Consider the following 12,356-nt stretch of genomic DNA (forward strand, 5'->3'; position numbering starts at 1 on the left):
GTCTCCTCCAAACTAATTATTATCGCTCAAACCCTTAACAGTTTCATATTTGTGGCACGACTGATTACCGTCAATTTAGCAAGAACGGCGCATTTATACAACCAAAGAAGTTTAAATAACGAAAAAAGTTGTCTATTAAAGTTGGCCGTCCTTGGAATGTTCAGTGATGATTATCAGTGGCGTTTGTGACAACTGGCAGTTTTTTTCAAACATCTTATTGAAAAGACAAAAACCACGATTAGTCTGAAAAACTAATCGTGGTTTGTCGAGTAAAGCCGCCTATATCAGAAAGATGGCAAACTCAGGGCAACTATTTATTCTTTAAGGCAAAATAATGCTACCCTGCTCTAATAAGCCTAACAAAATTGGGAGTATCACGACACAAGTACTCCAGAATAAGCGCCAATTCTGAATTGGACCACTATTTCCTATCAACAGCACACTGGCAAGTACTAAGCCTAGCGAAATTTTAAATAGTCGACTATTTATTTTTCTCATCATAATCCTCCAGATAGTTCTAAATATCATTCCACCCAATATTCAATCAGGTGATTCATTGTTATTGACAGGCCACTGTCATCCTGTTGAAATTGCATTAAGTTTAGCTGATGACGCCCTGGCTTTCGCTGAGCTGTAGACAAAGGGACCAGTATTCGTTCGGTTGAATTTGCCGTCGTTTCCGCTGTAATCAAGACTTCATCAATAAAGAAAAAAGTGATTGCATCTGGGTAATTCTTTAGCTTTAGCGCTATTTCTTTTTGAGTTGAGCTAATTTTATTCGGTACCACAAAATGGTATTCACTCTGATTAAACTCCTGAACCCAACCACGACCTAATTCCTGTTTAAAATCAAAATTATATTGCTTACCAATTGACCAACTCTTTTGAAATCCGGCAGCACTAATTGAACTAGCGCTTTGTTTTTCACAACCAGTTAGCATAATTAGTAGCATTAACCATAAGCACACTAGCATTTGGCGTCGTCTGCCCACCAGATCACCCCCTTAATCAATGTCATTTTAAAAGTTGAACATTTAAATTTTCGTATCATGCATCGAACTTGCGTTTACTCCGAGGTCGATACCAGAAGGCAAGCAATCCGATAGTGTTTAACCATTAATCGACTGCTCTAAATCAATCACAAACCAAGTGAGTAGAAACAAGCCAGCGCCATAAATGAAGTAAATGTTAGTGGAAGCTGGAATCAGACGTGCCCAAAGCAACAGCAGCATTAAACTTAGAATACTTAAATAAATAATTTTACAATCCTGGCGGCGATGACGTAAGAATTGTTTTAAATCTGCCGCCGTTAATTTTTGGCGCAAATAACTGATCAACCAGTAAATCAATCCAGCAATTAACAACGCGCCAATAATTGTCCCAACGACCAAATCAGTTGAGAACGGAACTTTAGTGGTGTAGATTAGACTGCCCAGTACAAACAAGTAATAAACAAAGGCTAACAAAATATCAGCGGTTGTTTTAACCAGCTGCTTCATTTACCCAACCTCCTTCAATTCACAACGAATAGTCCCACACAAATCAGATCAATCGACGCGAAAGAACCTATATAGCCGGGTTGCTTCCCTAAGTAGGGCAACACCAAGAATTGAATACCAAAAATACAAAGTTTGACTGGTCGATATTTTAAAACCAATTTTGAAAACAACCAGGGCAATACTAAGTGTAATAAAGGCCACTTCCATCAATCGACCGACAATTTTTAAAAATTGATCAATTGCTGCGAACTGTCGCTGTTGTTGCAAATGTCGAAGCCATAAGTAAAAGCTGGCGCCAACAGCAAGCGTCACGACTGTTGTTACAGTCAAGAAAAGATCACGCGCTTTAACCAAACCAATCACCAGTACAACACAAATAAGCGTCACAATGATGAGACTGATTATTCTACGGATTAAATTGCCTCGTTGCTCCTTTGTGGTCATCTACTCACCTGATAAATATTTATTTTGTGAATTAATTTCATTTTATATCATCAGTATACTGCTTTCACATCATTAAATAAAGGCTCATTTACAGGTAAAACTAATCCCAATAAAATTTATCGTTTATTTTAGTGAGTTAATTTCGATAACTAACTCACAATAAAATCAAGTGAACCTCTATTCTAAGATTTTTTCAACTAGTTAGTTTATACTGAAATAAAGGTTTCAAACGAAGGAGTTGCCAAGTTGATGAAGGAAATTACTGAAGAAATTTTAAATGACGTGATTCAGCCCCGCCCTCAGGAAAGTCATAAAGGTACTTTCGGCCGGGTTCTAGTGATCGCTGGCAGTGCGATTTATGGTGGCGCAGGCATCATGAGTGCCAGTGCAGCTTTGTTGACTGGCGCTGGCTTGACAACCTTGGCCAGTGACCCAGTTAATCGCACCGCACTTCATAGTCAACACCCAGAAATTATGTTTTTGGATTGGCATGATGACCTGTTATTGACGCAAACGTTGTTAACCAGCAATGTGGTCGTGATTGGCCCAGGATTAGGTTTAACTGATTTTGCTTGGCAAATATTGCAACGCGTTTTATCCCAACTCGCGGAACAACAGGTGGTGATCATTGATGGTTCGGCGCTGACCTTATTAGCCGAGCATCAGCAAATTCCTCAGACCAAGGCCCAAATCATTTTAACGCCTCACCAAGAAGAATGGCACCGGCTTAGTCAACTCACAATTGCTGAGCAGACAGTCGCCAACAACCAACAAGCCCTGCAAAAGTGGCCGACGAAAACCATTTTAGTGCTTAAACAACATCGCACCGAAATTTATCAGCGCGCTAACGTTTATCAAAATACAACTGGCGTGGCAGCGATGGCGACTGGTGGCATGGGCGACACTTTAACTGGCGTAATTGCTGGTATGATCGCTCAATTCAAAAAACCACTGCCAGCAACGCTAGCAGCGGTTTATCTTCATAGTTTAGCTGGCCAACAATTAGCCCAGCAACAATATCTGGTTTTACCTAGTCAACTGATCGCCATGTTGCCCCACTTAATGTGGCAATATCAAGGACCAGTTGAATCGCAATCTATTTGAGACCAGCCTGACCGGCAGTTTGCAAAGCCGTGACTTCCTCAGGATTTAGTTCGCGATACTCGCCAGCTGCTAAATCAGCAGGCAAGTTTAACGGGCCAAAGCTTAAACGCTTCAAGGCCAACACCTCGTGGTCAAAAGTCTTCAACATCCGTTTCACTTGATGATACTTACCTTCAGCAATCGTTAGCTCAACTAACGATTGTTTTTTGTTGGCGTCGTAATTTTTGATACGTAATTGAGCTGGTTGAGTCGTGAAATCGGCCAATTCTACACCCTTGGCAAATACCGCCACTAATTCTGGCTTGACTTCACCAGCAACGACAGCTTGATAAGTCTTGGCCACATGATATTTCGGTTGCAACAAGCGATGTGCAAGTTGACCATCATTAGTAAGCAACAATAAACCAGTGGTATCACGATCCAAGCGACCAACTGGCGCTAAATCTTGATAATGCGGCAAGTTTTTCGGAAGCAAATCAAGTACGGTCGCCTGCTTCTGATCTTTAGTTGCCGTCAACACATCAGCCGGCTTATTTAATAAATAGTAACTGAATTCTTGATAGGAAATGGTTTGTTGGTTAATGGTCACCTGATTGCTGTCCTTGATCTGGGTGGCCGTTTGCCGACAAACCTTGCCGTCAACCTGAACATGGCCTTTTTTAATTAATAAGCGTACTTCTTGGCGGCTGCCCTGGCCCATGTTGGCCAAATAGCGGTCTAATCTCATCGAATGTGTAACCTCCGGCGTAATCCTGCCATGCGCGGACCGACAATCCGGTCAGCCAGGCGGGTTTTTAGAATTAAGTAACCATAAACCGCTACCCCGACGGCCACAGCAATGATTAAAATCACGGCGCTATAAATCTTGCGTTGCACTGGCAAGACCATTCCCACCAGGTTCACAGTAATCCCGGTTAAGAAGAACATGACCAGTGAGAAAAAGATGATGCCTAACATGCGCCGCAGTGTTTGTTGTAATTTGAAGTGGTAGAGTCGATACAAGCTAATTAACATTAAGACGCTGGTGACCAGCATGCCGATCGCTGTGGCGACCATGGGCCCATAAATGTTGAAGAAAGCAATCATTGGATATTGCATGACTAATTTAACCACGATCCCGACAATTAAATAGCGCATCGCCACATTATTCTGGTAAAGGCCCTGTAAAACGGCGGCCAAAACTGTGAATAAACCTAAAATAATGGCGGTAAATGAGTTCACTTGTAAAACACTAATGCCTAAAACATCGTGACCATAGAATAAGGTATACAACGGTTCAGCAACGGCAGCAACCCCAAAGGAAGCTGGCACCATGATAATTAAGAACAATTGTAAAACATTGGTGATCTGTTGGGCCATGTCACGTTTGTCATTGCGGGCATGAGCTGCCGACAATAGCGGAATTGCGGCTACCGCCATGGCAGAAGCAAAGGAAATGACGATCATTACTAATTTATTTGAGTTAAAGTTAAAAATCGCGAAGTAGATTTCCATTTCTTTTTTCGTGACTAGGAAAAACTGCGGTAACATCTTGAAGAAAGAATACTGGTCGATCAATTGGAAAATTGTGATGCCTGATCCGAGCAGAATAAATGGTACGGACTGATGAATAATATCCATCACTAATTCCTTGGTCGTTACTTGCAGGTTATCGTTAGATTGCGCCATTAAATGCTCTAACTTACCTCGTTGCCGTAAATAGAACCAGAACAAAGTCAAAATCCCGAAAATTGCCCCGATAAAAGCAGCAAATGTCGATTGAACCACCGCTTGTTTGTAAGTCCCATGTTGAATCTGCATGATGACAAACGTTGCCCCTAACATGTAGGCAACGCGGGCCAACTGCTCAATAAATTGGGAAACGGCTGATGGTGCCATTTCCGCGAAGCCTTGGAAATAGCCACGAAAAATACTGAGGAACGGAATAATCAAAACCGCCACACTTAAGGAACGATACACCGGAATCTCGGCAGCACTTTGGGCATATAGTGGCGCGCCAAAGAACATCAGCCCGGCGGAAACAACCCCTAAAATCGCCATAAGCTTGATCCCAGTATGGAATAGCCGCCGACCAACACGATATTCATTCAGCGTATTATAATGAGCGACTTGTTTGGCAATCGCACCAGGAATCCCCGCCGTTGAAATCATGAGAAACAGTGAGTAAATATTATAGCCCTTACTGAATAGGGCATTCGCTAAATTACCAGTTTGCGCGTCACCAATCATTGGTAACCAAGCCATAATATAAACTGCGCCTAAAATACGAGAGAAAATACTACCAGCAGTGATCCAAGCTGACCCTTTAACAAAACTTGCCTGACTTGAATTGCCCGATTTAGAACTTGGTGCTGATTGTGTTGAGTTCTGCGCCAATAAAAACGCTCCCTTACTGGAAACTGATTTCGTTTCAATTTTAATTTAATTTTTAACGTCAAAAGAATAAAACTAAAAACCCGCCATCACGATTGCCGCAAACACCAAACTTATCGACCAATCAAGACGACGCTAATATCAATATTGTAACCCATTAAAGGCAGAAAATATAGAGTGCGAGCAGCTGCGGGTAGTTGGCGTAGCGTAACTTCAATTATTTGCTTGAGTTGGTGCGAACCAGATTGAGCAAATAATTAAGTTAGGCATAGCCGACTGCAGTTGCAAACACGTTTTAGCAGAGTGTGAGTAGCGACGCACTTTTGGCGTAGCCTAATTTCGATAATTTGATTGAGCGGTGCAACCGATCGAGCAAATTATCAAATTAGGCATAGCCATTTGTCGCTGCGAACACGTTTCAATAGTGCAGAAGCAGAACAGAGTCTGACTGCATTCCGGGCTGCTTGGCGTGGAACGCGGCCGGCATTGATTTGAGCTTATTGCTGCGCAACAATCTCAAATACAAGCCTTGTTCTAAGTGGTCCAGCCACTAAGAACAATTTGGCGGCTGACGCCAAGATCCCTCCATTCCGTCTGGAGTTGATGTGGTGCACTTCATCATTGCTATTATTTATGGCAGTGATAGCGGGATTCATTAGCTCAATTCTATCAATAGTAATGGTTGAACAGCAAAATAAATCGGTGTGCTAACTCTGCTTTTTCAGTAAAGATTGTCACACAGCTTCCTGTCATCACAATCTGGTTCAGCCAAACAGTGGTGATCAGTTTGGCCATTTTCATCTGGTGGTGGCGGCGCAATTGGCGTCAGCCATGAAATTATCCTTGGCGATTTATCGCTTAGGATAAGGCTTGTATTTAAGATTTTGCACAGCAAAAGCTTAAATCAATGCCCATGGCGTTCCACGCCACTCAAATTGCGCCGCCACCACCGTTTCAAATTGGGGAAGTCTTAACACTAACCTCATTCTGATTTTAAGAACTCGAATCAGTATCTGTAGCGCACTCCAAAGCAAATACCATTAATTTTAGCGCAAAACAACCTGCACCTACCTATCTAGACAGACATTTAGCAAATCCTTAACCTTCGTCAGCGTATTTTTCCTGAAAGTTAGTATAATGAAGGCAGTTAACGTATTGCCAATGGAGGTAGCCTGATGAATCAAACTGAATTTGCGTTAAATGTGCTGGATAACTTGATTAAATTGCCTACCGTTAATGGTAGCGAGGGTAGTGTTGCGGCTTACTTGAAAGATATTTTCCAACAGAACGGCATTCAAGTCAGCCTGATTCCCTGGCATCAAAATTATAATCGTGTCAATTTGGTCGCCCAATACAAGCAGAATGATGGTCCAATTCTTGGTTTGACTGGTCACGAAGATGTGGTGGCGCCAGTGGCTGCTGATGAGTGGACTTATGGCCCGTTCATGCCTCATCATGACCAAGGTAAAATTTATGGTCGCGGCGCGTCCGATATGAAAAGCGGACTGGCTGCAATGGCATTGGCTTTTATTCGCTTAAGTAAAGATCCTAATTTTCATGGCAATCTCCGTTTTATTGCCACTGTTGGCGAGGAGAATGGCCGGCTGGGTGCGAAACAGTTAACCAAGAATCATTTTGTTAGCGATTTAGCCGGCATGATTGTCGGTGAGCCTAGTACCGCTTCTTCGAAAAAAATCATGACCCAATTATTAGCCACCGATTCCTTCGAATTACCGCAAGCACAACCGCACAATTATAGTCGCCAGGCTTGTTTCTTCGCTCATAAAGGCACCTTGGATTACCAGGTGGTCGCCCGGGGCAAGGCCGCGCACAGTTCCGTGCCAGAAGTCGGTATCAATGCCTTGGACCATTTAATAACTTTTTATAATGAGCAAAAACGTTATTTTACTCATCTGACTGAATTTCGCAATGAAACTTTGGGGCTGACTAAAGCCACCGTCACCATGCTGCAGGCCGGTGAACAGGCCAATACCATTCCAAATTTAGCTAGTTTGACGGCAAAATTACGGACCATCCCCGAATATTCAAATGAGCGGATCATCAACGATTTGAAATTATTAATTGCCAATTTGAACCAGGCCAACCCGGATTACCACTTGTCGTTACGCATTATTAATAGTGACGAGCCCATGCAAACACCACCAACAGCGCCATTAGTCAAAATCACCCAAGCCAGTTTAGCGGCAATTTGGGGCCAACCAGCACTTAGCATCGGCGCTCCTGGTGGCAGCGATGCCTCAGAATATTTGCGCGCCAATCCGAAAATGCCAGTCGTGGTCGTGGGCCCCGGCAACGAATCTGCGCATGCGATTAACGAATTTGTTCGCGAAGATGACTATCTGAAAGCAATTAACCTCTACCAACTGATTTGCCAGAAGTATTTTGAAATAAATAATCAAAAATGACTTTTCTACTCAACAACCTGGTGATCGCCTGGTAAATTGGTTTGCTTAACGATCAGGTTGCTGGCTACGTCACCTTGATGCCGCTTGCTAAAGAAGGTTCGTTTCAAGGAAAGTATCCGGAAATTCCTGACTTTAATGTCTTCAAATCTTTTCAAAAACAGGGCGTCGGTGGCCAACTGTTGGCTGCTATTGAAGACGCGGCCAAATCAATACCTTAGGCGTCGGCTTGCATTCAGACTATGGTCCAGCGTAACGCCTCTACATCAAACGTGGCTTTGTGCCCGATGGTTCCGATGTTTGGTATCACAATCAACCGCTTGAGATGAACGCCCCTTGTCTGAATGATAATGATCTAGTTTTATATCTTGCAAAAACATTTTAGTTTAAAATATGAACTTTATAAAAATAGGCAATTATGAATGGCCTTCATAATTGTCTATTTTTTATTGTCGCGATTCTATTGACAGACTCAGCAAACCAAGCTTTATTTTAAAAATTTCGCTGACGCCACTAGCTAGAACACTCAGGCGACTCGCTTAAATCGTAATGAAAAGATAATTCCTGAAATCGATAAAATACCAGCGACAAACATGGTTGCCTGAAATCCGTGGGTAAAATTAATTGGACCATTGAGATTCCCGAATTGATTAAAGACAATTACCGAAATAGTTGTGCCCACAGCGCCGCCTAATAATCGAAAAACATTGTAAATTCCTGAAGCCTGACCAATCTTGCTTGAGGAAACTGCTCCTAAAACAGCTTTCTGCAAAGCTGGTCCAGCCATTGAAAGGCCCGCTCCAGCTAACATTAACGGTAAAATCAACGCTGGATAGCCACTTTGATTGCCAACTAATCTGACAATTAACCAATAGCCTACGCCCTGACCCAGCAAGCCAAGCGTCGCAATTATTTTTTCACCAAAATGATCAACTGCTTTACCGGCAAATGGTGCGACCACAACTAATGTACCTGTCCAAGGAAGAATTCCCAGGCCAACAGTTAAAGCATCCCGCTGACCCACGATTTGTAAGAACTGCGGCAAGAAAAAGACCACGCCGTACATCGCTGCATACAACAAGAAAGTCGCTAAGTTCGCACCAATAAAAGTCTTAGACTTAAAAAAATCCAGTGGCACCATGGGCAGCGTTTCTATGCGTTGGCGACGCACAAACCAAATTCCTAGTCCGACACCAACAACGCCAATCATGATAGGCACGATTGGTTTCGGCGTCGCAGTCACTTCAGCTAACGACCAAATAATGCTCGCTGAAGCAAGAATACTCAACACCGCGTCCATGAAACGCACCAACTCACGACTGCCCGTACTTTCCGGCAACAAATATTGATTTAGAAGAATCGCGCTAAGGCCAATGGGCACATTGATCCAAAAGATCCATTGCCAAGTCAATTTGGCCACAATCAAACCACCTAATGAGGGACCAATAATCAAGGCCAAACCACCAATACCGCTCCAAATACCTAAAGCTTTTCCCCGTTCGCTTGTCGGCAGTGCATGAGTTAAAATTGCCATCGACATCGGTGTCATTACTGAAGCACCCAGGCCGGCCACGATTCGAGCCAGAATTAAGACCGTAATATTGGGTGCCAGCGCGCAAAGAATCGATCCTAAAGTAAAAATAAAAATGCCCCAATTATAAATGCGCCGGCGACCAAACCGTTCGCCTAATGAAACACCTACTAACAGAACCGCTGCAATTGTAATGTTGTAAGCATTCAAGGCCCATTGTAAAGTCGTCACCGAAATATTGAAATCGGTCCTAATTGCCGTTGCCGCCGTCGTCACGATCATGGCATCCATCATCGACATGAAAAATCCCAATGATGTCAATATCAATAGCCAGGTTGTCCTCACCTTACTAGTCATCATGAATATTTCCCCCTAAAATAATATAGTTCAAATATTTTTGAACTATTTTAAAATACCATGACTAAAAACCATTAACAAGTTAGCGAACAACAAAAAAAGGCGTTTTATCAACGTCTTTTCCTAGTTAAAGCGCCAGTACTTAGGCTAGGTCATTCCTAATGACCATTCTTTAGATATTCTGATAAAAATCAGTCACATAGCGTTCAAAGGTCGCCAAATTAAGACTGACATATTTTTCGCGAGCGACCTTGTGAGTCGTGATCAGCTGCGCCGCGGCTAACAATTTGAAATGGTAGGAACCAGAGGTTTTACTAATCTGGATGGCTTGGCCAACCTCACCACAAGCGACTTCATGTTCCACTTGTTTTAAATATTGAATGATTTCTAACCGAATTGGATCAGCTAATGCCTTGAAAACTAGCAGCTGTTGGTCCGCGGAAGTTAAAGTTTTTTTAGGAGTTGTCATACTGTTATTTTACTGGATACAATCACTTAAATTCAAGCAAGTCACCAACTTTAATCGCCACCCATTAAAAACATTCGATTAATTATCTTAATCACGGTTTTAAATAGGCGAATCCTTGCCCTTGTAACTCGACAATGCGGACTACACCAGCCGCTACCACTGTGACTCCCGCTGGTAAATCAGTTGCCGTTATTTGGTGGCTGACCATTGCGTTATGGCAGGCATCCAGTTCAACTTGAGGCAGCTGCTTTAGTAAGTTGGCCCAAGCGCCAGCAGGAAGCGTTGTGATGGCTGGGCCATTGACTACTACAATCACTTCACTAGTTGGTAATGCCGCCAATAAATTTTGCACGTTGCCAATTGCCAGCTGGACTTTTACTGCTTCATCAACATGAATAACCACCTTAACCACGGCCAACACCTGCTTTCGCTTTAGAATTAAATTGCCGATTCAACCAGATTGTTAACGCTAAATTCGCCATTGCAACCATCCTTTCTCATCGCGATATCTAAAATTAGCTTAACAATTATTAGCTAACTATTCTAGTAACACCAACCAAATTCAAACTCGATTCTGAAAAAATTGTTAATCGCCAATCTGATCCTTATATTTTTACTAATGCTTAACTTGAACGGCACACTAATTGGCAAAATTAAGCTAAACTATGTTTAAAGGACGTGTTTTCGTGGATTATCTAAAATTTATCCAACAATATCACTTGAATAATCAAGTTGATTTATCAACGAACATTCGCAATTTTTATCAACAAACTAACACCATGGCTACTTATCAACATGGACTGGCGGTTGCCGCCGAAACGCAACTGCTCAGCGAAAATAACCAGCCACAACTTTATTGGGCCGGTTTGTTACACGATATTAGTGCCTTCATCCCCAATAATCAGCGTTTGAATTTGGCCCAACAATTACAGCTGCCAATTTTACCAGCCGAACAACAATTACCGCTACTACTTCATCAGAAATTATCCGCTTATATCGCACAAACTTGCTTCCACATTACTGATAACAATATGATTGCTGCCATTGAATGCCACACTACTTTGAAAGGCCAGTTCACTGATTCCGATCTGACTTTATTCCTGGCCGATAAAATTGCTTGGGATCAACCGGGCACGCCGCCATATTTACCAGAATTACAGCAAGCATTGGCCACTTCAAAAGCTGACGCGGCCCTAGTCTATTTGAATTACTTACGCCAAAATGACCTAAAAGTCGTTCATCCCTGGTTAATCGATGCGTACCAAACCCTAAATACAATCGCGGGCCGACCTGCTAGCCACTCGCTAAAATATTAATACCTTTAACCACCTTAATTCATTTGTAAAAGTCTTGGAGCTTCAGGCCCGTGGAACTTAATACGCCGGTTGGAAAAACTGAACACACCCGCAACGCAACCAGATTTTTATTTCTTGAAATGCTACAATATACTTAATGATCAAACCAGCTGTTCCCCACTAGCCAGCTGGTTTTTGAGTTGAATCTCACTTTTTGGAGGGCAAAAATTGACGACCAAAATTTATTTCGTCCGGCATGCAGAATCTGATCCTAATTGGCATGACGGCCCGACACGACCATTAACAGCTGCTGGTTTAGCAGATACCAAACATGTGAAAGCTTTCTTCCAAAAATTACCGCAAGCGCCAACTGTTTGTTATTGCAGTCCCTACCCGCGCAGTATTGCGACGATTCAGTCGACAGCGGACTTTTTGAAGTTGCCGATCAATCTAGATCCGCGATTGCGAGAACGGGTCAATGGCAGCGCCGAATTTTCACCGCAAGTCTATCAGCGACGCTGGCAAGAACCGGCATGGCACGAAGCTGGTGGCGAATCAATTGCTATGGTCCAGCAGCGCAATCTAGCGGCCGTGACTGATATTTTACAAGCTAATCCCAATCAAGCAATTATTGTGGGCACTCATGGCACCGCATTGAGTACGATTTTGAATTATTATCAACCGGATTTTGGCTACGAAGATTTCATGCACCTGATCAATTGGTTACCAGCTATTTTTGAATTTGACTATCAAGACCAAACATTGCTGCAAATTCGCGAGTGTTTTCATCTCGAAAAATAAATAATTATCCAAAAAAGTTGCCCAACAGTCCTGAAACTGTGGGCAACTTTTTTGATTGGT

12 protein-coding genes and 1 pseudogene are annotated in these 12,356 nt (G+C 42.7%); 5 read left to right on the plus strand and 8 right to left on the minus strand.

The genetic code is table 11. From position 1 onward, the window contains the following. Positions 1–524: 524 nt before the first annotated feature. The 3 genes from EKM82_RS01855 to EKM82_RS01865 all read right to left on the minus strand — a co-directional run bounded on the left by EKM82_RS01855 (position 525) and on the right by EKM82_RS01865 (position 1,943). Entirely contained in the window at positions 525–953 is a 429-nt protein-coding gene (locus tag EKM82_RS01855) for a hypothetical protein (protein ID WP_125766629.1), read from the minus strand. A 156-nt stretch (positions 954–1,109) separates the two neighbouring features. Further along, positions 1,110–1,499, minus strand: a complete 390-nt coding sequence (locus EKM82_RS01860) for a hypothetical protein (RefSeq protein ID WP_125766630.1) — start codon at positions 1,497–1,499, stop codon at positions 1,110–1,112. Between the two features lie 48 nt (positions 1,500–1,547). Further along, positions 1,548–1,943 (minus strand): hypothetical protein, encoded by a 396-nt coding sequence (locus tag EKM82_RS01865; RefSeq protein WP_125766631.1) that lies wholly within the window; start codon positions 1,941–1,943, stop codon positions 1,548–1,550. Positions 1,944–2,192: 249 nt separating this feature from the next. Here EKM82_RS01865 and EKM82_RS01870 point away from each other — a divergent pair, with 249 nt between their 5' ends. Next, positions 2,193–3,047 (plus strand): NAD(P)H-hydrate dehydratase, encoded by an 855-nt coding sequence (locus tag EKM82_RS01870; protein WP_125766666.1) that lies wholly within the window; start codon positions 2,193–2,195, stop codon positions 3,045–3,047. On the opposite strand, the gene EKM82_RS01875 is transcribed toward EKM82_RS01870, so the two are convergent. Continuing rightward, complete coding sequence (locus EKM82_RS01875; RefSeq protein ID WP_125766632.1) at positions 3,040–3,774, minus strand: pseudouridine synthase; 735 nt, start codon at positions 3,772–3,774, stop codon at positions 3,040–3,042. The two genes, EKM82_RS01870 and EKM82_RS01875, sit on opposite strands and share 8 nt — an antisense overlap. Beyond that, complete coding sequence (locus tag EKM82_RS01880; protein ID WP_125766633.1) at positions 3,771–5,423, minus strand: putative polysaccharide biosynthesis protein; 1,653 nt, start codon at positions 5,421–5,423, stop codon at positions 3,771–3,773. The genes EKM82_RS01875 and EKM82_RS01880 overlap by 4 nt, the downstream gene beginning before the upstream one ends. 1,172 nt (positions 5,424–6,595) lie before the next feature. Between EKM82_RS01880 and EKM82_RS01885 the strand changes: the two genes are divergently transcribed. After that, on the plus strand, positions 6,596–7,846 hold the full coding sequence (locus EKM82_RS01885; RefSeq protein WP_125766634.1) for a M20/M25/M40 family metallo-hydrolase: 1,251 nt from the start codon (positions 6,596–6,598) through the stop codon (positions 7,844–7,846). Positions 7,847–7,908: 62 nt separating this feature from the next. Then, a pseudogene (locus EKM82_RS11910) lies at positions 7,909–8,228 on the plus strand (GNAT family N-acetyltransferase); the annotation flags it as partial. 141 nt (positions 8,229–8,369) lie between these two features. Here the strand turns inward: EKM82_RS11910 and EKM82_RS01895 are convergent. The 3 genes from EKM82_RS01895 to EKM82_RS01905 form a co-directional block, all read right to left on the minus strand. Next, the gene (locus EKM82_RS01895) at positions 8,370–9,734 is read right to left on the minus strand and encodes an MFS transporter (RefSeq protein WP_125766636.1); all 1,365 of its coding nucleotides are present in this window, start codon (positions 9,732–9,734) and stop codon (positions 8,370–8,372) included. A 169-nt stretch (positions 9,735–9,903) separates the two neighbouring features. Then, the gene (locus EKM82_RS01900) at positions 9,904–10,200 is read right to left on the minus strand and encodes an ArsR/SmtB family transcription factor (RefSeq protein ID WP_125766637.1); all 297 of its coding nucleotides are present in this window, start codon (positions 10,198–10,200) and stop codon (positions 9,904–9,906) included. A 91-nt stretch (positions 10,201–10,291) separates the two neighbouring features. Then, positions 10,292–10,612, minus strand: coding sequence for a DsrE family protein (locus EKM82_RS01905; protein ID WP_125766638.1), 321 nt, complete (start codon positions 10,610–10,612; stop codon positions 10,292–10,294). A 274-nt stretch (positions 10,613–10,886) separates the two neighbouring features. Between EKM82_RS01905 and EKM82_RS01910 the strand changes: the two genes are divergently transcribed. Further along, positions 10,887–11,516, plus strand: coding sequence for an HD domain-containing protein (locus EKM82_RS01910; RefSeq protein WP_164508050.1), 630 nt, complete (start codon positions 10,887–10,889; stop codon positions 11,514–11,516). 207 nt (positions 11,517–11,723) lie between these two features. After that, positions 11,724–12,296 (plus strand): histidine phosphatase family protein, encoded by a 573-nt coding sequence (locus EKM82_RS01915; protein ID WP_164508051.1) that lies wholly within the window; start codon positions 11,724–11,726, stop codon positions 12,294–12,296. Positions 12,297–12,356: the final 60 nt, after the last annotated feature.

This window comes from Lapidilactobacillus wuchangensis (assembly GCF_003946645.1).
GTDB lineage: Bacteria > Bacillota > Bacilli > Lactobacillales > Lactobacillaceae > Lapidilactobacillus > Lapidilactobacillus wuchangensis.